The organism is Streptomyces violaceorubidus (assembly GCF_000717995.1).
GTDB classification, from domain to species: domain Bacteria; phylum Actinomycetota; class Actinomycetes; order Streptomycetales; family Streptomycetaceae; genus Streptomyces; species Streptomyces violaceorubidus.
Genome location: NZ_JODM01000005.1, coordinates 154,661 through 177,014, shown reverse-complemented (window position 1 = coordinate 177,014; position 22,354 = coordinate 154,661). Strand labels below are relative to the sequence as shown.

The window sequence follows — 22,354 nt, the reverse complement described above, 5'->3', positions numbered from 1 at the left end:
CGGCCCCCGCACCGGCGTACACCCACCGGACCGGACGCCGCGCGCCCACGCCACCCATGTCCACGGCCGCGAACTTCGTCCGACATATCGAACACTAAGGAACGCTTGTGACCGACGCTTCCGCCCGGGCCGCCGCACGCCGACCCGGTGAGCAGGCCCTCACCTCCCTCGGCCTGGCCGCGCCCGCCCCCGATCCCGCCGACGCCTCGCCGCACTCCTTCCCGGGCGGCGGCCGCTGGCGCACCGAGGTCCCCTCCTGCGAGGGGCCGGAGGCGCTGGCGGTGGTGCTCAAGGAGTCCTCCCGGCTGGACGTGCCGATCCACCGGATCAGCCAGGGCAGCGGCGTGTGGATGCTGACCGACGCCGAGATCACCGAGATGGTCGAGGCCACCGCCGAACGCGACATCGAGCTCTGCCTGTTCACCGGCCCGCGCGGCACCTGGGACATCGGCGGCTCCACCCGGAGCGACTCGGGCGGCGCGGGGCTGAGGGCGCGCGGCCACGACGCGGTCGCCGGGTGCGTCGAGGACGCCGTGCGCGCGGCCGAGCTCGGCGTGAAGTGCCTGCTCGTCGCCGACGAGGGCGTGCTGTGGACGCTGCACCGGGCCCGCGCCGCCGGCCTCCTGCCCGCCGACACCACGCTCAAGCTCTCGGCCCTCGTCGGACCGGTCAACCCGGCGTCCTACGCGGTGTACGAGCGGCTCGGCGCCGACTCCATCAACGTGCCCAGTGACCTGACGCTGGACCACCTGACCGAAATACGGCGGGTTTCGGCCGCGCCGATGGACATGTACATCGAGGCTCCCGACGACCTGGGCGGCTATGTGCGCATGTACGAGGTCGCCGAGCTGATCCGGCGCGGTGCCCCGCTGTATCTGAAGTTCGGTCTGTCCAAGGCGCCCGGGATCTATCCGTACGGCCATCACCTGCGGGAGCTGACGCTGGCCACCGCGAAGGAGCGGGTGCGGCGCGGCCGGCTCGCCCTGGACCTGCTCGCCCGGCACGGGGCGGACGGGGACATGGCGCCGCTCGGCACCCGGCTGCCGGGGTCGCTCAACCGGTTCGAGATCTCGTCATAACGTTCCGGAAACTCCCTTCTCAAAAGACGACACGACCGCGCACAATCCCACACACCTGCCACGCCGACGCAGCCCTCACATCAAGGATGATGACCATGCGCAACCGCAGAGCCGCACTCGTCGCGATAGCCTCCGCAGCCTCGCTCGCCCTCACGCTGACCGCCTGCGGCCAGAACAGCGAGGGCGGCAGCGAGGAGGACAAGGGCGGCGGCAACGACGCCACCGTCGGCATCGCGATGCCGACCAAGTCCTCCGAGCGCTGGATCACCGACGGCGCCAACGTCGAGAAGGAACTGAAGGCCAAGGGGTTCAAGACCAAGCTGGTCTTCGGCGAGGACGACCCGGACCAGCAGGTCTCGCAGATCGAGAACATGATCACGCAGGGCGTGGACGCGCTGATCGTGGCCGCGATCGACAACAAGTCCCTGGGCAACGTCCTGCAGCAGGCCAAGGACGCCGACATCCCGGTCATCTCCTACGACCGGCTCATCCTCGGTACCGAGAACGTCGACTACTACGCCTCGTTCGACAACGAGAAGGTCGGGGAGCTCCAGGGCGGCTACATCGCCGACAAGCTGGGCCTGAAGGCGGGCAAGAAGGGCCCCTTCAACATCGAGCTGTTCGCCGGCTCCAACGACGACAACAACACCCGGTACTTCTTCCAGGGCGCGATGAACGTCCTGAAGCCCTACATGGACAAGGGCCAGCTGGTCGTCCGCTCCAAGCAGACCGCCCTCAACCAGGTCACCACCCTGCGCTGGGACGGCGGCACCGCGCAGAAGCGCATGGACGACCTGCTCACCTCCAGCTACCGCAGCGCCCGGGTCGACGCGGTGCTCTCGCCCTACGACGGCATCTCCATCGGCATCCTGTCCGCCCTGAAGTCGGACGGCTACGGCTCCGGCAGCAAGGCCATGCCGGTCGTCACCGGCCAGGACGCCGAGATCGCCTCGGTGAAGTCGATCAAGGCCGGCCAGCAGACCCAGACCGTCTTCAAGGACCTGCGCGAGCTCGCCAAGGTCGCCGCGAACATGGTCGACGCGGTCCTGAACGACAAGAAGCCCGAGGTCAACGACACCAAGTCGTACGACAACGGCTCCAAGGTCGTCCCCGCCTACCTGTTGCAGCCGGTCAGCGTCGACAAGTCCAACTACAAGAAGGTCCTGGTCGACGGCGGCTACTACACCGAGGGCCAGCTCAACTAACCGGGCCCCATCAAGGATTGGAAGGCACGACCATGGCGGGACCCGTCCTGGAAATGCGCTCGATCGTCAAGACCTTTCCCGGTGTCAAAGCGCTGTCGGACGTCACACTGACCGTTCGCCAGGGCGAGGTCCACGCCATCTGCGGGGAGAACGGCGCCGGCAAGTCGACCCTGATGAAGGTGCTCTCCGGAGTCCATCCGCACGGCAGCTACGAGGGGGACGTCCTCTTCGAGGGCGAGACCTGCCGGTTCAAGGACATCCGGGCGAGCGAGCAGCACGGCATCGTGATCATCCACCAGGAACTGGCGCTGGTGCCGTACCTGTCGATCGCGGAGAACATCTTCCTCGGCAACGAGCACGCCAAGCGCGGACTGATCAACTGGAACGACACCCTCCGGCACGCCACCGAACTGCTGCGCCGGGTGGGCCTCGACGAGCACCCCGAGACCCGCGTCGCCGACATCGGTGTCGGCAAGCAGCAGCTGGTGGAGATCGCCAAGGCGCTGTCGAAGAAGGTGAAGCTGCTCATCCTCGACGAGCCGACGGCGGCGCTCAACGACGAGGACAGCGGCAAACTCCTCGACCTGATCCTTCAGTTGAAGGAACAGGGCATGACCTCGATCATCATCTCGCACAAGCTCAACGAGATCCGCACGGTCGCCGACTCGGTGACCATCATCCGCGACGGGCGCTCCATCGAGACGCTCGACGTGAAGTCGGCGGAGACGACCGAGGACCGGATCATCAGCGGCATGGTCGGCCGCGACCTGGAGAACCGCTTCCCGGACCGGACCCCGCACCAGCCCGAGGAGGGCACGGCGCCGGCCCTGGAGATCCGCAACTGGACCGTGCACCACCCCATCGACCAGCAGCGCAAGGTCGTCGACGACGTCTCCATCGAGGTGCGGCGCGGCGAGATCGTCGGCATCGCCGGACTGATGGGCGCCGGCCGCACCGAGCTGGCGATGAGCGTCTTCGGCCGCACCTACGGCCGGCACGCGGGCGGCACGGTGCTCAGGGACGGCAGGGAGATCCGTACGAAGACCGTCCCGGAGGCGGTCGGTCACGGGATCGCGTACGTCACCGAGGACCGCAAGCACTACGGACTCAACCTCATCGACACCATCAACCGGAACATCTCGCTGACCGCGCTGGGCAAGGTCTCCAAGCGGGGCGTGGTCGACGAGCACGGCGAGCGGCAGGTCGCCGAGGACTACCGCAAGTCGATGAACATCAAGGCGCCGACCGTCTTCGAGCCGGTCGGCAAGCTCTCCGGCGGCAACCAGCAGAAGGTCGTCCTCAGCAAGTGGATCTTCGCGGGTCCCGAGGTGCTGATCCTGGACGAGCCCACGCGCGGCATCGACGTGGGCGCCAAGTACGAGATCTACACGGTCATCGACCGCCTGGCGGCCGAGGGCAAGGCGGTCGTGTTCATCTCCTCCGAACTGCCGGAACTGCTCGGTATGTGCGACCGCATCTACACGATGGCCGCGGGACGGCTGACGGGCGAGTTCTCGCGGGCCGAGGCCTCGCAGGAAGCGCTGATGCGGCAGATGACGAAGGACAAGAAGGACAAAGAGGTAAGCCGATGAGCACGGACGTGACCGCCAAGACCCCGGCCCCGGCGCCACCCGGTTCAGGCGGGCAGGCAACCTCCGGCGGCCTGCTCCAGCTGGTACTCCACGGGCTGCGCGGCAACATGCGCCAGTACGGCATGCTGTTCGCCCTCGGCCTGATCGTGGCGCTGTTCGCCGTATGGACCGACGGCGATCTGCTGTTGCCGCGCAACGTGTCCAACCTGGTGGTGCAGAACAGCTACATCCTGATCCTCGCGATCGGCATGATGATGGTCATCATCGCGGGTCACATCGACCTGTCGGTGGGCTCGTTGACGGCGTTCGTCGGCTCCATAGCCGCCGTGTTCATGGTGAAGCACGATCTGCCCTGGCCGATCGCGGTGATCCTGTGCCTGGTGATCGGCGCGGCGGCGGGAGCCGTACAAGGGTTCTTCATCGCGTACGGCGGCATACCGTCGTTCATCGTGACCCTGGCCGGCATGCTGATCTTCCGCGGGCTGACGGAGATCTTCCTGGAGGGCCAGACGCTCGGCCCGTTCCCGGACGGTCTGCTGAAGGTCTCCACCGGATTCCTCCCCGAGGTCGGCCCGAGCACGAACTACCACAACCTCACGTTGCTGCTGGGTCTCGGCCTGATCGTCTTCGTGGTCCTGCGGGAGGTCCGCGACCGCAGGCGGCAGCAGGAGTTCGCGCTGGACGTCCCGCCGGTCAACCTGTTCGTGCTGAAGATCGTGGCGCTCGTCGCCGCGATCCTCGTCGTGACGATGCTGCTCGCCTCGTACAAGGGCGCCCCCATCGTGCTGCTCGTCCTCGGCGTACTGCTCGTCGGCTTCGGCTACGTCATGCGCAACGCGATCATCGGCCGTCACATCTACGCCATCGGCGGCAACCTGCCCGCGGCCAAGCTGTCGGGCGTGAAGGACAAGAAGGTCACCTTCCTGGTCTTCCTGAACATGGGCATGCTCGCGGCCCTGGCGGGTCTGGTCTTCGCCACCCGCCTCAACGCGGCCTCGCCCAAGGCGGGCCTCAACTTCGAGCTGGAGGCCATCGCCGCCTCGTTCATCGGCGGCGCGTCGATGAGCGGCGGCGTCGGCACGGTCCTCGGCGCGATCATCGGCGGTCTGGTCCTGGGCGTGCTGAACAACGGCATGAACCTCGTCGGCATCGGCTCCGACTGGCAGCAGGTCATCAAGGGCGCGGTGCTGCTGGCGGCGGTCGGGTTCGACGTGTGGAACAAGCGCAGGGTCGGTTCGTAACGGATCTCGGGCCCCGCCACTCACGGCGGGGCCCGCTTCTTCTCACGGAAGTACAGGAGCCGCACGTATGGAACTGAGCAGACGAACGGTCATCGCGTCGGCGGCGGCGGCCGGGGTGGCCGCCACCGCGGTCGGCGGCACGGCGCACGCGTCGGGAGGCAGGAAGCCGGTGAAGGAGCTCTTCGGCAAGCTGGCCGACGGGACGAAGGTCTACCGCTGGTCGCTGGAGAACGGCGGCACACGGATGAAGGTGCTGTCCTACGGCGGCGTCGTGCAGTCCCTGGAGATACCGGACCGCCGGGGCCGCTACGCCAACGTCTCGCTGGGCTTCGACAACCTCGAGGACTACGTCGCCCGCAGCCCGCACTTCGGCGCCCTGATCGGGCGGTTCGGCAACCGCATCGCCAAGGGCCGCTTCACCCTGGACGGCAAGGAGTACCAGCTCTCCGTCAACGACGGGGAGAACTCCCTGCACGGCGGCGCCCTCGGGTTCGACTACCGGGTGTGGGACGTCGAGCCCTTCACCGAGGGCTCCGACACCGGCCTGGTTCTCCACTACACCAGCGTGGACGGCGAGATGGGCTACCCGGGCACGCTGCGGTCGAAGGTGACGTACACCCTCACCCGGAGCGGCGACTGGCGCATCGACTACGAGGCCACCACCGACAGGGCCACCGTCGTCAACCTGACCAGCCACGTCTACTGGAACCTGGCCGGCGAGGGCAGCGGCACCATCGAGGACCACGAGCTGTCGATCGCCGCCTCCCGCTTCACGCCCACCGACGCGGGTCTGATCCCGACGGGCGAGCTGGCGCGGGTGTCCGGCACGCCCTTCGACTTCCGCCGGGCCAAGCCCATCGGCCGGGACATCCGGGACGCCCACCCGCAGCTGGTCACCGCCAAGGGCTTCGACCACAACTGGGTGCTCGACAAGGGCATCACCGACCGCCCCGAGCACATCGCCACCCTGCGCGACCATGCCTCGGGCCGCACCCTGCGCATCGCCACCGACCAGCCCGGCCTCCAGTTCTACTCGGGCAACTTCCTCGACGGCACCCTGACCGGCACCGGCGGCTCCCTCTACCGCCAGGGCGACGCCCTGTGCCTGGAGACGCAGCACTTCCCCGACTCGCCGAACCAGCCGTCGTTCCCCTCGACCGTGCTGCGGCCCGGCGAGACGTACCGGACGTCGACGGTGCACTCGTTCGACGCGTAGCCGACGGCAGGGCGCGGGCACATTTTCTTCACACCTGTTGAACGGTGTCCCGTCCGCCTCCGTACACAAGGGCGGCCCGTGCCCCTCGCACGGGCCGCCCACCGACGGAGGTCCCCTTGTCCGGCAACGTCACCTCGCTGTTCCGCAGCACCGCGGCGCACAGCCCCTCCATGGCGGCGCTGGCGCGGGAGAGCGGCGAGGCGGCGGGCGCCGGCCCGGTGGACTTCTGCATCCCCTGCAACCCGTACTTCCCCACCCCGGCGATGTTCGACGAGATGGCCGGCCGGCTGCGCGAGATCATCACGTACTACCCGAGCAGCGCCGACACCATCACCGCCGAGCTGTGCGGACTGCTCCAACTCCCCCCGCAGTGCGTGGCGATGGGCAACGGCTCCACCGAGCTGATCACCTGGATCGACCACCTGCTGGTCCGGGAGTCGCTCGCCGTCCCCGTCCCCACCTTCGGCCGCTGGACCGACCAGCCCATGGAGACCGGCAAGCGGGTGGACATGTTCCCGCTCCAGGAGGCCGGCGGCTTCGCCCTCGACCTCGCCCGGTACGGCGAGTTCGTCCGCGCCAGGGGCACCCGCGCCGTGGTCGTCTGCAACCCCAACAACCCCGACGGCGGCTATCTGCCCAAGCAGGCGCTGGTGGGGTTCATGGACGCGATGGCCGACCGGGACCTCGTGGTGATCGACGAGTCCTTCCTCGAGTTCGCCGACGCGGAGGCCGAACCCAGCGTGGTCCAGGAGGCGATGCTGCGCCCCAACGTCGTCGTGCTGCGCAGCCTCGGCAAGAACTTCGGGCTGCACGGCATCCGTTTCGGCTACCTGGTCGCCAACCCGGCGCTCGCGGGCCGGGTGCGCGCCATGCTCCCCAAGTGGAACCTCAACTCCTTCGCCGAGCACGTGGTGTTCATGCTGCGCGACCACGGCCCCGAGTACGCGCGGAGCCTGCACCAGGTGCGCCGCGACCGCCTGGAGATGGGGGCCCGGTTGTCCGCCCTGCCCGGCCTGACCGTCTACCCCTCCCAGGGCAACTTCCTCTTCGTCCGCCTCCCCGTCGGCGCGGAGGGCACCGCCGTGCGCGACCGCATGCTCACCGAGCACCGGGTGCTGGTCCGGGAGTGCGGCAACAAGATCGGTTCGTCCAGCCGCTTCCTGCGTCTCGTGGTGCGCCCCCAGGCCGACGTGCGTCGCCTGGTGTCCGGCCTGGAACAGGTGCTCTACGGGGCCGGGAGGGGAGCCGCCGTGCCCGGGCCGGCCACGGGGACCGGCTACAGCTCGGGCACGGCGGCGGTGGACCGCCTGATGCACGAGACCAACGGTTCCGGCCTGCGCGCGATCACCGCCCGGACCGCCGGTGCCGGTGCCCCGGGGTTCGCCGCCGCTCCGGCCCCCGGCATCAGCACCGGCACCGGCACCGGCACCGGCGTGCCGCTCCCCGCCGCGGTGCCAGTCGCCCCGGCGGCCGCCGCCGTGCCCGGCCCCGCGCCGGTGCCGCAGCCGGTGCCGGGCCCCCGGCCGGTGCCGTATCCCGGGCCGGTGCCGGCCCCCCACCCGGCACCGGCCCCGCAGCCCGCGCCCGCCCCGGTTCCGGCGCCCTCCGCGTATCCACCGCCTGCCGCGTATCCCCCGGCCGTGGGCCCCACCCCGCCCGGTGTCCCGGCCCGCGGCGGCCTCACCGCCGCCCAGGTCCGGGGCACCAACGGTCTGGAGTCGGTCCCCGCGACCGGCTGGCCGCACGCGGCGGGGATGGGCCGGGCGGGCTGATCCCGCCCGGGTGTGCCTACCCGGCCGAGGCGGTCGCGGTGCCCGACGGGGTGGGGCAGGGCGGGTCCGTCGGGGCGGCCGCGGGGTCGGGCGACGCGGTCCCCGGTGGCGTGGAGCAGTCGTCCGTGGCCGTCGGCGACGGGCTCGGGTCGGTCGGGTCCGGCGACGGGTCCGGGCTTCCGGTGGGCGACTGGGAGGGGTCCGGACTCGTCGTGGGGAGCGTCGGGGAGGACGGGTCCGGAGCCGTGGACGGTACCGGGCGGGACGGGGACGAGGACGAGGACGGCTTGGGGCTGCCCGGCGCGGTGCTCGGGTCCGGGCCGATGTCGATGCCGTCCTCTCCGCCTCCGCCGCCGTTCCCGCCGCCGTGTCCCGGGCCGCCGCTGCCGCCGCCCTCGCCGTCGACGGGCTGGGTCGCGGGGGTGTCGCCGCCCGCGCCGGGGCTCTTCGGGACGACGCCCTTGCCGTCGGGGACGGTGTGGACTCCCCGGCCGTAGAACTCCAGCCAGTGCCTGACCAGTTCGAGGTAGGTGCGGGAGTTGTTGTAGCTGAGGACCGCCCGGTCCAGGTCGGCCGCCCGGCCCAGGTCCCGGTCGCCGGCGCACAGGTAGTGCCCGGCCGCCAGCGCCGCGTCGAAGACGTTGTTCGGGTCGGCGCGGCCGTCGCCGTTGCCGTCCGCGCCCCAGCGGGCCCAGGTGGACGGCAGGAACTGCATCGGGCCCACCGCCCGGTCGTAGACCGTGTCGCCGTCGTGGGCGCCGCCGTCCGTGTCCCGGATCAGGGCGAAGCCCCGGCCGTCGAGGGGCGGGCCGGTGATCCGGCCCAGGGTCGTGCCGGCGCGGTCGACCGCGCCGCCGCGTGCCTGGCCGGACTCGACCTTGCCGATCGCCGCGAGCAGTTCCCAGGGCAGTCGGCAGCCCGGGTCCGTCCTGCCGACGGCCGTCTCGGCGGCGCGGTAGGCGCGCAGCACGGTGGCCGGGATGCCCGACTGGGCGCGGATCTGCGGTCCGAGCGCGGGGGTGGCCGGTCCGCCGCTCCGGGTCGTCAGGGGCGGGAGTTCGGTGTGGTAGGAGCCGTCGCCCGGCGGAGCGAGCTCGGCGAACGGGCCGTCCGCCGTCGGCTGGTTCAGGTCGTCGGCCGCCGGTCCGGCGTGGGTGTCCTTCTCGCCGCCGGTGAGGCCGGGGGCCTGGGACGCGGTGAGGGCCGCCATGGCCGCCACCGCGAGGGCGGTCGTGCGCAGTCCCTTGCGGGCCCGCCCGCGGTACGGGCGTCGTCGGGCACGGCGTACGGACATGGTCGTCACTCCTGTCGGATCCGTGGGAGGTGCGGGGGCGGGAGGCGGGCCGGGGGCGCGGGCGGGCGGTGCGGCTCAGCGGCCGAAGGTGTCGAGGGCGGAGACCAGCCAGCGTCCGTCGCGGTGCACGACGTCGACGGCGAGCATGGCCGCCGCGTACACGCCCTCGTCCTGCGCGGCCCGCGTTCCCGCCTTGTCCTTGTCGTTGTCCTTGTCGTTGTCCTTGTCCTTCTGGTCCGTCGCGGCCTTCTTCCCGGTGGTGGCGACGCTGCTCTGGTCGGCGTAGACGAGGACCCGGGCCCGGTCGCCGTCGATCTGTTCGACCGCGCTCTCGGTGACCGTCGTGGTGATCACCGCCTTCTGCTCGTCGGCCCGGGCGCGGACGTCGGCGAGCAGCTCGCGGTGCTGGCCGACGGCCTTGCCCGTCAGGAGGTCCTTCGCCGCCCCGTCGAGGGCGCCGGGGTCCGCGTGGTCGTAGGAGAAGAGCCGGTCGACGGCCTTGGCCACCTGTCCCTTGATCTCGCTGGTGCGGGCGAGGTCGGTCAGCGCGGTGTTGCTCCGCGCGGGCTCGGACCTGAGCCCTTCGGCCTTCGCGTGCGCCCAGCCCGCGAAGCCGCCGAGGAGCACCGTCAGCGCGCAGAGCAGCACGAGGGCCGGGGGGCGGCGGCGCGGCCGGGCCCCGGCGGCCTTCGGGGCCGCTCCGTCCGCGGGCGGGCCGGCGGTGGCCACCTCCTGCGGTTTCAGGACGGCTGTGGCGCCGCGCGTACCGGTCGGGACCGCCGTGCGCTCGGCGCGCTCGGCGCGCTCGGCGCGCTCGGCGCGCCCGGGGCGTTCCGCGCGCCCTGCGGAGGCGGCGGAGGCGGCGGGCAGGCTCTCGCGGGCCTGGCGGCGCCGCTGGCGGTTGATGTGGTGGCGGGTCGTCGACATGGTGCGGTGTCCTCCTCGCTGCGGCCGGCTTCGCGGTACGGAACCGGGTCAGCCGGTCGATGTGCCGCCCACGGGGGCCTGTCCGAGGGCGCTCAGCTTCCACCGGCCGTCGGTCCAGGTGAGTTCGCCGAGCATGCGGCTGTCCTTGTCGCTCTTCGCCCCGTCGGCCGCCTCGACGGTGACGCGCAGGGCGACCAGCACCCGGGCGCGTCCGGCCCGGTCGTCGAGTTCGGTGACGGCGCCGGACAGCACCCGGGCCGTGCTGACCGTCTTCGCCTCTTTCACCTGCGCGGCGAACTCCTCGCGCCCGTCGGCCAGTTGCTCGTGCAGCTCGCCCGTGGTGGACGACTCCCACAGGTCCAGGCCCCGGTCGAGTTCCCGGTGGTCGAGGGTGTTCAGGTTCTGCACGGCCTGCTCGCCGGCGGAGAGCGCCGCGTCCCGCTGGGCGGCGTAACCGGCCCGCTCGTCGTGCGCCGCCCGGTACCAGTCCTGACCGGCCCAGGCGGCGAAGCCGCCCGCCACGAGGGTGAGGGCGAGGGCCAGCGCCGGAAGGGGCCGGGAACGGCCTGCGTCGAGGAGGCGGACCGCGCGTTCCATGGGGTGCTCCAGTCTCCCGCGCATGCTCAGCGGGCCTTGATGTCGACGATCCGCCACCGGTCGTCGTCGAGCCGTGCCGTGACGGTGAGCTGGGCCGCCGCGGTGGTGGCCCCGGTGTCGGCCTTGCCCTTGCCGGTGCCCGTGCCCTTGGCGTCGCCGCGGTGGGAGGTCTGGTCGAGGAAGACCAGCAGGCGGGCCCGGTCGCCGTCGAGTTCGATCACTCCGGTGCGCACGGCCCGGGTGCTCAGGGTGACGCGCTGCTCGGTGAGGTCGTCGCGGACCCGGGCGAAGAGGGTCTCGTACTGGCGGGCGGCGCGGCCGTCGAGGACGGCGCTCGCGGAGCGTTCGGCGGCCGCGGTGCCGTCCGGCGTGTAGGAGAAGATCCGGGCGAGGGCGTCGCCGACGTCGCCCGCGACGCGGGTGGTGGCCTCGGCGTCGGTGAGCGCGTGGTTCCGGGCGGGGGCCTGCGACCTCAACTGGTGGGCCGCGTAGAAGAATCCGCAGCCGCCGAGGACGAGGACCGCGACCGCCGAGGCCAGGGCCGCCCTGCGCAGGCGCCCCTTCGGCCCGCCCGTCCCGGCGGGCGCGTCCCCGGCGGCCTCGGCGTCACCGGGCGCCGTGCCCGTGGCCGGGCCCGCGGCTGCGGCCGTGCCCGTGCCCGGCCCGGTAGCCGCCTCCGGGTCCGGGTCCGCCTCCGTGCCCGGCTCGGTAGCCGCCTCCCGGTCCGGGTCCGCCTCCGTGCCCGGCTCGGTAGCCGCCTCCCGGTCCGGGTCCGGGCCCGCCCCGGTGCCGGGCTCCGGTGCGGCGGCCCTGCGCGGCAACCACGTCGGTGTCATCGCTCCCCGCCCTTTCCTTCCGCCACCGGTACGGCGCTCAGCGCCCGCACCTTCCACTCCCCCTCGCCCGTGCGGTCCAGGACCGCCTCCAGGCGTTTGCGGTCGGTGGACGGCTTCTTCGCCCCGGCCGGGGTGACCTGGACGCGTACGGTGGCGATGAGCTTGGCCGTGCCGGACCGCGGGTCGAGCGCGGTGACGGCGGCCTCGGTGACCGTGCCGCGCGCCGAGGTCCCGGCCGCCGCCTCGGTGTCGCCGAGTTCCTCGCGCAGCGGCCCGGTGGAGACGGTGCGCCAGTCCCGGATGCTCCGCTCCGCCCGCTCCCGGGTGGAGGCGTCCAGCGTGGTGAGCACGGCGATGCCGTCCCGCCCGTCGGCGAGCGCCTCGTCCCGCTGGCGGCCGTAGGTGAGCGCGTCGTCGGTGCGGGCCTCGGCGTACGTCCACGCGCCGGTGCCGCAGACGCCGAGGGCCAGCACGAGCCCCGCCGCGGTGAGGATCCTGGCCCCGCTCATCGGGTGCTCCCGCCGGCCGGGGTGAGGAGACCGGTCAGGCCGGCCGGGGCCTCACCGCTCAGTCCGGGCAGGGCGAGGGCGCCGGGCAGGGCCGGGGTGCCGTCCTCGGCCGGGGTGGTCCGGCCGGCGCTGCCCGAGGGCAGGGTCCCGGGTCTGGCCGGGTCGGGAACCGGGCCGCTCTTCGGGGCGTTGGCCGAGCCGCGTACGTTCTTGCCGCTCGACGCCGGGGCGGTGCAGGCCGCGTCGGTGTTGAGGGCGGGCGCGGTGCCGAGGTCGAGACCGTTGCGGTAGCGGGTGCCGCCGTAGCCGTCGGTGCAGGGCAGGGGGCTGAAGAAGGTGACGGCCAGGCCGAGGTTCAGTCCGCCCTCGTCGACGGCGGTGGAGCCGGCCGAGACGACCGCCGGGTACTTCACGAGGAGTTCCTCGATGCCGCGCTGCCGGGTCACGGCGACCTCGGAGGTGGTGAGGAGGTTGGCGAGGACGACGCCGAGGCTGGGGTCGAGGTCCTGGAGCAGGCCGCTGACCTGGGTGGCGGCCTCGGGGGTGACCGCGAGGAGGCGGCGGAGGTCGGCGTCGGAGCCCTTGAGCGCGGCGGCCAGGTCCTTCGCGCCGACGGCGAAGTCGCGGATGGCCCGCGACTCCTGGGCCTGGGTGCGCAGGACGGTCTCGCCGTCGTTGATGAGCAGGGTGGTGGACGGCAGGGCGCGGTCGGCGGCCTCGACGAAGTCGCTGCCGCTGTCGAGGAGCACCTGGAGGTCGTCACCGTGTCCCTCGAAGGCCTTGCCGAACTCGTCGACGACCGTGCGCAGGTCCTCCAGCGGGACGGAGCTGACGAGGTCGTCGACGCTGGAGAGCACGTCGGTGACGGGTGCGGGCACCTCGGTGTCGGCCTGTTCGATGCGGGTGCCGTCGGCGAGGTAGGGGGAGCCGTCGCTCTCGGGCCGCAGGTCGATGTACTGCTCGCCGACGGCGGAGAGCCCGGCGACCACGGCCTTGGTGTCGGCGGGGATGCGGGGCGCGGACTTCTTGATGCGGAGTTCGGCGACGACGCCCTCGGCGGTGAGGTCGATCGGGCCGACGCGGCCCACCGAGACACCCCGGTAGGTCACGTCGGAGTGGGTGAACAGTCCGCCGGTGCGGGGCAGTTGCACGTCGACGGTGTAGTAGTCGGCGACCCCGACGTACCGGCCGAGGTCGGCGTAGCGGATGCCGAGGAAGGAGAGGGCGAGGACGGCGACGAGCAGGAAGGCGAGGTTCTTGAGCCGGACGGCGGGGGTGATCACCCGTGCTCACCCCCGGACGCGGACGCGGAGGCCGACGCGGCCCCGGACACCGAGGGCAGCGGCAGCGGCGGGGAAGGGCTCCGCTTCCCCGAGGACGGCTTCTTCGCGCCCGGGTCGGGGGCGCCCTGCGCCGTCGCGGAGGCGGACGGTGACGGCGTGCCCCCGTCCACCAGCGGCGGGATCACCTCGGTCCCCGGTGCGGCGACCATGCTCAGGTACGTGTTGAGGTAGTCGCCCTTCACCCCGCGCAGCACCTCGTCGGTGAACGGGTACGTCAGCAGCACCTGGAGCGAGTCGGGCAGGTCCGTGCCCGCGTCGGCCAGGGCCTTCAGCGTCGGCGCGACGGCCTTGAGGTCGGCGATCATGTCGTCCTTGCTCGCGTTGATGGTGGAGACGGCGACGCCGGAGAGCGTGTCGAGGGAGCGCAGCATGGTCAGCAGGGAGCCGCGCTGCGTCTCCAGCGTCTTCAGGCCGGGCGAGAGGTCGGTGAGGACGGTGCCGACGTCGTCCTTGCGGGTGGCGAGGGTCGAGGAGAGCCGGTTGACGGCGTCGAGGGCGTCGGTGATGTCTCCGCGGTGCTCGTCGAGGTCGCCCACCAGGGTGTTGACCCGTTTCAGCATGGAGCGCACCTCCGGCTCGCGGCCCCCCAGCGCGGCGTTGAGCTCCCGGGTGATGGTCTTGAGCTGGCTGACGCCGCCGCCGTTGAGGAGCAGGGACAGCGCGCCGAACACCTCCTCGACCTCGGTGTTGCGGCTGGTGCGGGACAGCGGGATGACGCTGCCGTCCGTCAGCCGGCCGGTTCCGGTCTCCTTGGCGGGGGCGACGAGTTGGACGTACTTCTCGCCCAGCAGGCTGGACTGTTCGAGGCGCGCGGTGGCGTCGGCGGGCAGCCGCACATCGCCGTTGATCTCCATGGTGACGCGGGCCGACCAGTCGTCCTCGCCGAGGTCGATGCCGGTGATCCGGCCGACGGCGACGTCGTTGACCCGTACCGCGGCGTGCGGGACGAGGCTGAGCACGTCCTGGAGTTCCGCGGTGACGGTGTAGGGGTGGTCGCCGAGGTCGGCGCCGCCGGGCAGCGGCAGGTCCTCGATGCCGTCGAAGCCGCTCGGTACGACGCTCACCCCGCCGACGGTCAGGGCCAGGGCGAGTCCGGCGGCGACCAGTGCGCCGGCGGTGAGCCCCGCGGCGCGGCCCGCTCCGATCCTGCCGCGCCTCATCGCCCGGCCTCCTTGTTCGGGGCGCTCGCGCCGGCCACGGGCAGCGGCAGCAGCGGGCCGCCGCCGCTGATCTCGTTGAGGTTGGCGCGGCCGTCAAGGGTGCGGGTGTCGGGGTTGTAGGCGTTCACGACGTTGTCGGCGGCCAGCGGTGCGACGTCCAGCGCCTCGGCCAGCGAGGCGCGTTGCTCGACCAGGGTGCGGGTGAGGGGGACGAGCCGGTCGACGTTCTTCTTCAGCTCGCCCCGGTTGTCCTCGACGAAGGTCTTGACCTGGCCGAGGGCCTTGCCGAGTTCCTCCAGCGCGCCGGTGAGGTCGTCCTTGTTGTCGGCGAAGAAGCTGACGACCTCGTCCAGGCGTTCCTGGGCGGTGCGTACGTCGGTGTCCTTGTTCTTCAGCATGGTGGTGAAGGTCTGGAGGCTGCTGAGCGTCCGGAACAGGTCGCCGCTGTTGCCGTCGAGGGTCTTGGCCGCCTTGCCGAACTCCTCGACGCCGTCGCCGATGGCCTCGCCGTTGCCGTCGAGGTTGTCGGCGCCGGTCCGCAGCAGGTCGGACAGGGCGCCCTCGGAGTTGGCGCCGTCCGGGCCGAGGGCGTCGCCGAGTTCGGTGATGGAGTCGTAGATCTGGTCGATCTCGACGGGGACGTGGTTGCGGGAGGCGGGCAGGACGGCGCCGTCGGCGAGGGCGGGGCCCTCGCGGTAGGCGGGGGTGAGCTGCACGTAGCGGTCGGCGACGACGCTGGGCGCGACGACGACGGCCCGCGCGTCCTCGGGGACCTTGATCCCCTCGTCCAGGCGGAGGCCGACGCGGACCCTGGTGCCCTCGGGGTCCACCGACTCCACCTCGCCGACCCGCACCCCGAGGATGCGCAGGTCGGATCCGGCGTAGACGCCGATGGCGCGGTCGAAGTAGGCGGTGACGCGGGTGCCGTCGGCTTCGAGGACCCGGGCGGCGGCCAGGCCGCCGGCGGCGAGCACCACGAGGGCGAGCACTCCGGTGAGGATCTTTCGGCGTCGGGTCATCACTCACCGCTCCCCTGGGCCGCCGCCGGCTGTTTCGGGGGCAGGCATCCGGTCTCGGGCTGGGAGGTCGCGGGCAGGTAGTCGCGGGGCACCACGCCGCACAGGTAGCTGTCGAACCAGCGGCCGTTGCCGAGGGTGTTGCCGACCAGGCGGTAGTACGGGCCGACCAGCGCGAGGGTCTCGCCGAGCCGGGTGTTGTTCTTCTCCAGGACGCTGGTGACGCGGCCGAGCGCCTTCAGGGTGGGGCCGAGCTGCTTCTCGTTGTCCTTGACGAGGCCGCCGAGTTCGGTGCCGAGGTCCTGGCTGCCCTTGAGCAGGGCGCTGATGGCGCTGCGGCGGTCGCGGAGTTCGCCGAGCAGCGGGCCGCCGTCCTCGATGAGGGTCTCGAAGCTGGACTTGTTGTCCTCCAGCGTCTTGGTGAAGTCGGCGCTGCCCTTGAGGAGTTCGGAGAGCTTGGCGTCGCGCTTCGAGATCGACTTCGACAGGTCGGACAGGCCGGTGGCCGCCTTGCGCACGTGCGGCGGGGAGTCCTTGAAGGTCTCGGAGATGGTCTCGAAGCTCTCCGCGAGCCGTCCGGTGTCGATGTCGTCGACGGTGCCGCTGAGGTCCTGGAAGGCCTGGGTCACGTCGTACGGGGACGTGGTGCGGGCGAGCGGGATGCGGGCGCCGGGGTCCTGGCGGGCGGAGCCGAGCGGGTCGAGCGCCAGGTACTTGTCGCCGAGGACGGTCTTGATGGCGATGGCGGCGGTGGTCCGGTCGCCCAGCCAGGCGTCCTGGACCTCGAAGCTCACCCTGACCTTGGCGCCGTCGAGCGCGACGCCGGTGACCTGGCCGACCTTGACGCCCGCGATGCGCACCTCGTCGCCCTCGTCCAGGCCGGCGGCCTCGGAGAAGTCGGCGCTGTAGGTGGTGCCGCCGCCGAAGGGCAGCCGGTCGACGTTGTAGACGAGCAGGGCGACGAGGGTGAGGACGAGCAGTCCGGCGACGCCGACGGCGACGGGGTCGCGTTCCTTGACCGGCTTGAGGCGCGGCCCGGTGCGGGGACGCTTCATCCGCGGCACCTCGATTCGGTGATCGCGATGCCGGTCGGCGGCTTCGAGCCGTCGGAGGTGGTCACTCCGCTCACGCGCGCCTCGCAGAGGTAGAGGTTGAACCACGAGCCGTAGGAGGACAGGCGGGCCAGGGCGGTCATCTTGGCGGGGCTCTTCTCCAGGAAGTCCTCGATCTGCGGGGTGTGCTCGCCGAGGTTGGTCGAGAGCCGGCCCAGTTCCCGGATGTCCTTCTTGAGCGGCGCCCGTCCGTCCTGGAGGAGGCCGGCGGTGACGTCGGTCAGGTCGCCCATGGCGGCGACGGCCTCGCCGAGGGGCTTGCGGTCCTGGTTGAAGCCGGTGACGAGTCGCTGGAGGGTGACGACGAGGTCGTCGAAGCCGTCCTCGCGGTCGTTGAGGGTGTCCAGGACGGTGGTGAGGTTCTCCACGACCTGGCCGATCACCTTGTCCTTGGCGGCGACGGTCGTGCCCAGCGAGCCGATGTGGCGGATCAGGCCGTCGACCGTGGCGCCCTCGCCCTGGAGCACCTGCACGATGGATCCGGCGAGTTCGTTGACGTCCTTCGGGGAGAGGCCCTCGAACAGCGGCTTGAAGCCGTTGAAGAGCAGGGTCAGGTCGAGCGCGGGCGTGGTGCGGTCCAGCGGGACGGTACCGCCCTCCGGGAGGGTGCCGGTGAGGTCGCCGCTGCCGCGGCCGAGGGAGACGTAGCGCTGGCCGACCATGTTGAGGTACTTCACGGCGGCGGTGGTCGACCGGGGCAGCCTGCGGTCGTCGCGGACGGTGAAGGTCACCTGCGCGGTGCGCCGGTGCACCACGCGTACGTCGGTCACCTCGCCGACGGTCACCCCCGAGATCCGCACGCTGTCGCCGTCGACGAGCCCGGTGACGTCGGTGAACAGGGCCTTGTAGGTGCGGGTGCCGCTGTGGGAGTCGGCACTGGTGCCGGCGACGCTCAGGCCGAGCACGGTCGTGGCGAGGGCGGTGACCACCACGAAGACGAGGGACTTGACCAGCGGTCCGGTCAGCGGGCGGCGCCGGGTGTGCGCGAGGTCGGCGCCGGTCATCCGAGGGTCACCTCCGTACCGCGGTAGACGGGGCCGACGAGCAGGCTGCTCCAGTCGGGCAGGTCGCCGGGGCTCTTCCCGGCGGCGGGGGCGAGGAGTTCGTTGACGAGGTCGTTCTCCTGCGGGGAGTTGGCGGGCCCGAGGTCCTGCTCGGCCGCCGGGGCCGCGGCGGGCGCGGCGGGCCCGGGCAGGGAGCCGAGGTAGGGCACGCTGGGGCAGCGGGGTCCGCCGCCGGAGTCGTAGACCGGGGTGTCGCGGCCGGGCCGGTAGGCGCCGCGGGAGGCGACGGTGGTGACGTCGACGTGGATGCCGGGCCGGTCGGTGCCCTTGCCGAGCGCCTTGTCCATGCCCGGCACGAAGTCGGCGAGGGTGCGCAGGGTGCAGGGGAAGGCGGAGGAGTACTCGGCGAGCAGTTCCAGGGTGGGGCGGCTGGTGTCGCCGAGCCGGATGATGTTGTCCTTGTTCTTGCGCAGGAAGGCGGTCACGTCCTCGGCCGTCCCGGTCGTGGCGCCGAGGGTGGCGGCGAGTTCCGCCTCCTGCTCGGCGAGGGTGCCGCTGGTGGTGGTGAAGTCGGTGAGCGCCGTGATGATGTCGGGCGCGGCGTCCGCGTAGACATGGCTGACCTTCACGAGTTCCTTGAGGTCACGGTTGAGGGCGGGCAGGTCGGGGTTGAACTTGGCCAGGTGCTCGTCGAGCAGGCTCAGCGTCTCGCCGAGCCGCTGCCCGCGCCCTTCGAGGGCCTGCGAGACGGCGGACAGGGTCGCGGACAGCTTCTGCGGCTGGACGGCGGTGAGCATCGGCAGGACGTCGTCGAGGACCTGCTGGAGTTCGATGGCGTTCGCGGACCGGTCCTGGGGGACGACCGCCCCGGCGGCCAGGGGTTCGGGCGAGGGGTCGGCGGGCGGTACGAGGGCCACGAACCGCTCGCCGAACAGGGTGGTGGGCAGCATCTGCGCGCGGACGTCGGACGGCACGTCGTCCAGCGCGCCCGGCTTCATGGCGAGGGTGAGCCGGGCGCCGTCGCCGGTGGCGCGGATGGCGCGGACCTCGCCGACGACGACGCCGCGCAGTTTCACCTCGGCGCCCGGGTGCATCTGGTTGCCGGCGCTGCCGGTCTCCACGACCACGGGGTCGGAGTCGGTGAACTTCTTGTCGTAGACGGCGACGGCCAGCCAGATCAGCAGGGCGGGCACGAGCACGAACACCACTCCGGCCAGCCGGTGGCGCAGCGCCTCGCCTCTCGGTCGGCTCATCTCACCCCGCCACCTTCACGGTCGTGGTCGCGCCCCACAGGGCCAGCGACAGGAAGAAGTCGGTGACGCTGATCAGCACGATGGCGTTGCGCACCGACCGGCCGACGGCGACGCCGACCCCGGCGGGGCCGCCGGAGGCGCGGTAGCCGTAGTAGCAGTGGGCGACGATCACCATCACGCTGAAGATCAGCACCTTCAGTACGGAGAGCAGCACGTCCGTCGGGGAGAGGAAGAGGTTGAAGTAGTGGTCGTAGGTCCCCCGGGACTGCCCGTTGAACAGGACGGTCACATAGCGGGAGGCGAGGAAGGAGGAGAGCAGCCCGATGGCGTAGAGCGGGATGATGGCCACGACGCCGGCGATGATGCGGGTGGTGACGAGGTACGGCATGGAGCGGATGCCCATGCCCTCCAGCGCGTCGACCTCCTCGTTGATGCGCATGGCGCCGAGCTGGGCGGTGAATCCGGCTCCGACGGTCGCGGAGAGGGCGAGTCCGGCGACCAGGGGGGCGATCTCGCGGGTGTTGAAGTAGGCGGAGACGAACCCGGTGAACGCGGCCGTGCCGATCTGGTCGAGGGCCGCGTAGCCCTGGAGTCCGACGACGGTCCCGGTGAAGAGCGTCATCGCAATCATCACGCCGATGGTGCCGCCGATGACGCCGAGGCCGCCGGAGCCGAAGGCCACCTCCGCGAGCAGGCGCTGCACCTCCTTGAGGTAGCGGCGCAGGGTGCGCGGGATCCACAGCAGGGCCCGGACGTAGAAGAGGAGTTGGTCGCCGGAACGGTCGAGCCAGACGAGCGGGGAGGCCATCGGACCTCAGCCTCCCTTCGGCGGGACGATCTGGAGGTAGACGGCCGTCATCACCATGTTGACGAAGAAGAGCAGGAGGAAGGTGATGACGACGGACTGGTTGACGGCGTCGCCGACGCCCTTGGGGCCGCCGCGCGGGTTGAGGCCCCGGTAGGCGGCGACGATGCCCGCGATGAACCCGAAGACCAGCGCCTTGAGTTCGCTGACGTAGAGGTCGGGCAGCTGGGCGAGGGCGGAGAAGCTGGCGAGGTAGGCGCCGGGGGTGCCGCCCTGCATGATGACGTTGAAGAAGTAGCCGCCGAGGATGCCGACGACGGAGACCAGGCCGTTGAGCAGGACCGCGACGCCCATGGCGGCCAGCACCCGGGGCACCACCAGGCGCTGCACGGGCGAGACGCCCATGACCTCCATGGCGTCGAGCTCCTCGCGGATCCTGCGGGAGCCGAGGTCGGCGCAGATGGCCGAGCCGCCGGCCCCGGCGATGAGCAGTGCGACGATCAGCGGGCTCGCCTGCTGGACGACGGCGAGGACGCTGGCGCCGCCGGTGAACGACTGGGCGCCCAACTGCTCGGTCAGGGAGCCGACCTGGAGGGCGATGACGGCGCCGAAGGGGATCGAGACCAGGGCGGCGGGCAGGATGGTCACGCTGGCGACGAACCAGAACTGCTCGACGAACTCGCGGAACTGGAAGGGTCTTCGGAAGACGGCCCGGACGACCTCCGCGGCGAGCGCGAAGAGCCTGCCGGTCTGCCGCAGCGCACCGGTGATCACGCGCCGCTCCCGGCGGTGGGCATCGGCAGGGTGGCCGCCTCGGAACCCTTCGCGTAGGTCTCCCGGATGGCGGAGCGCGCGGCGGGCGGGAGCGAGTCGATCATGCCCATGACGCGCTCGCGCCGGCGGGCGGCGGCCCGGCGCGGCGGCAGGCCGGGCGAGGGCTCCAGCTGCGGCACGATCACCCGGGGCGCGGCGGGGGCCGAGGGGGCGGCGTCCGCCTCGGCGGCGAGGGTGGCCGCGTCCTTCTCCTCGGACATCCCGATGGGGCCCTCGCGCCGGCCGCCGAGGAACTGGGACACCACCGGCTCGTCGCTGGTGAGCAGCACCTCGCGCGGGCCGAAGGTGACCAGTTCGCGCAGGAAGAGCATCCCCATGTTGTCGGGCACGGTGGCGGCGATGTCGAGGTTGTGGGTGACGATCAGCATCGTGGCGTCGAGCTGCGCGTTCAGGTCGATCAGCAGCTGGGAGATGTAGGCGGTGCGGACCGGGTCGAGCCCGGAGTCCGGTTCGTCGCACAGGATGATCTGCGGGTCGAGGACGAGCGCGCGGGCCAGCCCCGCCCGCTTGCGCATGCCTCCGCTGATCTCTCCCGGAAGCTTTCCCTCCGCGCCCAGCAGCCCGACGACCTCGATCCGCTCCATGACGATGCGGCGGATCTCGGACTCCTTCTTGCGGGTGTGTTCGCGCAACGGGAAGGCGATGTTGTCGAAAAGGGACATGGACCCGAAGAGGGCGCCGTCCTGGAACATGAGACCGAACAGTTTACGGGTCTCGTAGATGTCTCTTTCCGGGCTGTTCACCATGTCCACCCCGTTGATGAGGACACGGCCCTTCTCGGGTTTGAGCAGCCCTATGAGCGACTTCAGGAAAACGGTCTTGCCGGTTCCGGACGGGCCCAGCATCACGCTGACCTCTCCGGCCGGAAGAGTGAGTGACACGTCCCGCCAGATGCTCTGCTTACCGAAGGACTTGGTCAGGCCCTCGACCACCACTTCGATTCCCATATCACCTCCAGCGGACGCCAATCGGATACGCGCTGCGGGCCCGCACGTTAAGTCGGCACGGAGCACACTGACAACGGGTGCGGCAAGGATCACCGGCACCCCGGTGGAACTTGTCACCGCGCAGACAAACTCGCCGCCCCGCACTTGTCTCCGCGAAGACAGGGCAGGGTCTCGCGGTTCCGGGGGGTGTGGATCCCGCGGGACCCCGCCGGCGGACACCCCGCCCGACGGGAGGCCGGGCCGAAACGCGTCCGCCATGGCTCCGGCCGACGGGGGCCACCGACCTGGAACCGAGCACCGCACCGGCACGTTACGGCCGAGTAACCTCGGCGGGCAACACCGGAATCCGAGTTTTCCCCGATACCGACTCCGGCCATCCGGAACCTGTCAGGGACGTCACAAGAACCACTCGGTAACTTGTCATCGAATGAGTAGGGAAACCCCGCACTGTGGGACGGTCGCGGGGCGTGAGTGCCACGGGCGGGACGTTTAGACCTTGGCAGCAGATGACTAAGCCGTATCGCGATTCGCTCACCCCGGAAACAGCTTGTTCCCCTTTTCAAAGAATCATGGACTTCCGCATTGTTCGGCTATGTTTCCGGCGAGTAACGT

20 protein-coding genes are annotated in these 22,354 nt (G+C 71.6%); 6 read left to right on the top strand and 14 right to left on the bottom strand.

Translation table 11 applies throughout. From position 1 onward, the window contains the following. Window positions 1-107 precede the first annotated feature (107 nt). The 6 genes from IE94_RS0109955 to IE94_RS0109930 all read left to right on the top strand — a co-directional run bounded on the left by IE94_RS0109955 (window position 108) and on the right by IE94_RS0109930 (window position 8,105). Complete coding sequence (locus IE94_RS0109955; protein WP_030181234.1) at window positions 108-1,079, top strand: hypothetical protein; 972 nt, start codon at window positions 108-110, stop codon at window positions 1,077-1,079. 95 nt (window positions 1,080-1,174) lie between these two features. Further along, window positions 1,175-2,284: a multiple monosaccharide ABC transporter substrate-binding protein gene (chvE, locus tag IE94_RS0109950; RefSeq protein WP_030181231.1), complete on the top strand. Its 1,110-nt coding sequence runs from the start codon at window positions 1,175-1,177 to the stop codon at window positions 2,282-2,284. 32 nt (window positions 2,285-2,316) lie between these two features. Continuing rightward, complete coding sequence (gene mmsA / locus IE94_RS0109945) at window positions 2,317-3,876, top strand: multiple monosaccharide ABC transporter ATP-binding protein (RefSeq protein ID WP_030181228.1); 1,560 nt, start codon at window positions 2,317-2,319, stop codon at window positions 3,874-3,876. Continuing rightward, window positions 3,873-5,117 carry a multiple monosaccharide ABC transporter permease gene (gene mmsB, locus IE94_RS0109940; RefSeq protein ID WP_030181226.1) on the top strand — a complete coding sequence of 415 codons (1,245 nt, stop codon included), beginning with the start codon at window positions 3,873-3,875 and terminating at the stop codon, window positions 5,115-5,117. The genes mmsA and mmsB overlap by 4 nt, the downstream gene beginning before the upstream one ends. A gap of 67 nt (window positions 5,118-5,184) precedes the next feature. Continuing rightward, complete coding sequence (locus IE94_RS0109935; protein ID WP_030181224.1) at window positions 5,185-6,333, top strand: aldose epimerase family protein; 1,149 nt, start codon at window positions 5,185-5,187, stop codon at window positions 6,331-6,333. 116 nt (window positions 6,334-6,449) lie between these two features. Next, window positions 6,450-8,105, top strand: coding sequence for a pyridoxal phosphate-dependent aminotransferase (locus tag IE94_RS0109930; RefSeq protein WP_030181222.1), 1,656 nt, complete (start codon window positions 6,450-6,452; stop codon window positions 8,103-8,105). Window positions 8,106-8,121: 16 nt separating this feature from the next. Here IE94_RS0109930 and IE94_RS0109925 read toward each other — a convergent pair whose 3' ends face one another. From IE94_RS0109925 to IE94_RS0109860, 14 genes are all read right to left on the bottom strand, one after another. Then, a complete protein-coding gene (locus IE94_RS0109925) occupies window positions 8,122-9,399 on the bottom strand; it encodes a lytic transglycosylase domain-containing protein (protein WP_030181221.1) in 1,278 nt (425 codons plus the stop codon). Window positions 9,400-9,474: 75 nt separating this feature from the next. Continuing rightward, window positions 9,475-10,326 (bottom strand): hypothetical protein, encoded by an 852-nt coding sequence (locus IE94_RS0109920; RefSeq protein WP_030181219.1) that lies wholly within the window; start codon window positions 10,324-10,326, stop codon window positions 9,475-9,477. Between the two features lie 48 nt (window positions 10,327-10,374). Further along, the gene (locus tag IE94_RS0109915) at window positions 10,375-10,923 is read right to left on the bottom strand and encodes a hypothetical protein (protein WP_030181217.1); all 549 of its coding nucleotides are present in this window, start codon (window positions 10,921-10,923) and stop codon (window positions 10,375-10,377) included. Between the two features lie 26 nt (window positions 10,924-10,949). Further along, on the bottom strand, window positions 10,950-11,759 hold the full coding sequence (locus IE94_RS0109910; RefSeq protein WP_030181212.1) for a nuclear transport factor 2 family protein: 810 nt from the start codon (window positions 11,757-11,759) through the stop codon (window positions 10,950-10,952). After that, entirely contained in the window at window positions 11,756-12,268 is a 513-nt protein-coding gene (locus IE94_RS0109905) for a hypothetical protein (RefSeq protein ID WP_030181210.1), read from the bottom strand. The genes IE94_RS0109910 and IE94_RS0109905 overlap by 4 nt, the downstream gene beginning before the upstream one ends. Next, the gene (locus IE94_RS0109900; RefSeq protein WP_030181208.1) at window positions 12,265-13,551 is read right to left on the bottom strand and encodes an MCE family protein; all 1,287 of its coding nucleotides are present in this window, start codon (window positions 13,549-13,551) and stop codon (window positions 12,265-12,267) included. The genes IE94_RS0109905 and IE94_RS0109900 overlap by 4 nt, the downstream gene beginning before the upstream one ends. Beyond that, window positions 13,548-14,771 carry an MCE family protein gene (locus IE94_RS0109895; RefSeq protein WP_030181206.1) on the bottom strand — a complete coding sequence of 408 codons (1,224 nt, stop codon included), beginning with the start codon at window positions 14,769-14,771 and terminating at the stop codon, window positions 13,548-13,550. Before IE94_RS0109895 ends, IE94_RS0109900 begins: the two co-directional genes overlap by 4 nt. After that, window positions 14,768-15,790 (bottom strand): MCE family protein, encoded by a 1,023-nt coding sequence (locus IE94_RS0109890; protein WP_030181205.1) that lies wholly within the window; start codon window positions 15,788-15,790, stop codon window positions 14,768-14,770. The genes IE94_RS0109895 and IE94_RS0109890 overlap by 4 nt, the downstream gene beginning before the upstream one ends. After that, on the bottom strand, window positions 15,790-16,842 hold the full coding sequence (locus tag IE94_RS0109885) for an MCE family protein (RefSeq protein WP_030181203.1): 1,053 nt from the start codon (window positions 16,840-16,842) through the stop codon (window positions 15,790-15,792). The genes IE94_RS0109890 and IE94_RS0109885 overlap by 1 nt, the downstream gene beginning before the upstream one ends. Beyond that, the gene (locus IE94_RS0109880; protein WP_030181201.1) at window positions 16,839-17,903 is read right to left on the bottom strand and encodes an MCE family protein; all 1,065 of its coding nucleotides are present in this window, start codon (window positions 17,901-17,903) and stop codon (window positions 16,839-16,841) included. Before IE94_RS0109880 ends, IE94_RS0109885 begins: the two co-directional genes overlap by 4 nt. Continuing rightward, window positions 17,900-19,156: an MCE family protein gene (locus IE94_RS0109875; RefSeq protein WP_030181199.1), complete on the bottom strand. Its 1,257-nt coding sequence runs from the start codon at window positions 19,154-19,156 to the stop codon at window positions 17,900-17,902. The genes IE94_RS0109880 and IE94_RS0109875 overlap by 4 nt, the downstream gene beginning before the upstream one ends. Before the next feature lies 1 nt (window position 19,157). Beyond that, window positions 19,158-19,964: an MlaE family ABC transporter permease gene (locus IE94_RS0109870; protein ID WP_007388461.1), complete on the bottom strand. Its 807-nt coding sequence runs from the start codon at window positions 19,962-19,964 to the stop codon at window positions 19,158-19,160. 6 nt (window positions 19,965-19,970) lie between these two features. Then, window positions 19,971-20,735, bottom strand: a complete 765-nt coding sequence (locus IE94_RS0109865) for an MlaE family ABC transporter permease (RefSeq protein WP_030181197.1) — start codon at window positions 20,733-20,735, stop codon at window positions 19,971-19,973. After that, the gene (locus IE94_RS0109860) at window positions 20,732-21,742 is read right to left on the bottom strand and encodes an ABC transporter ATP-binding protein (RefSeq protein ID WP_030181195.1); all 1,011 of its coding nucleotides are present in this window, start codon (window positions 21,740-21,742) and stop codon (window positions 20,732-20,734) included. The genes IE94_RS0109865 and IE94_RS0109860 overlap by 4 nt, the downstream gene beginning before the upstream one ends. Window positions 21,743-22,354 lie beyond the last annotated feature (612 nt).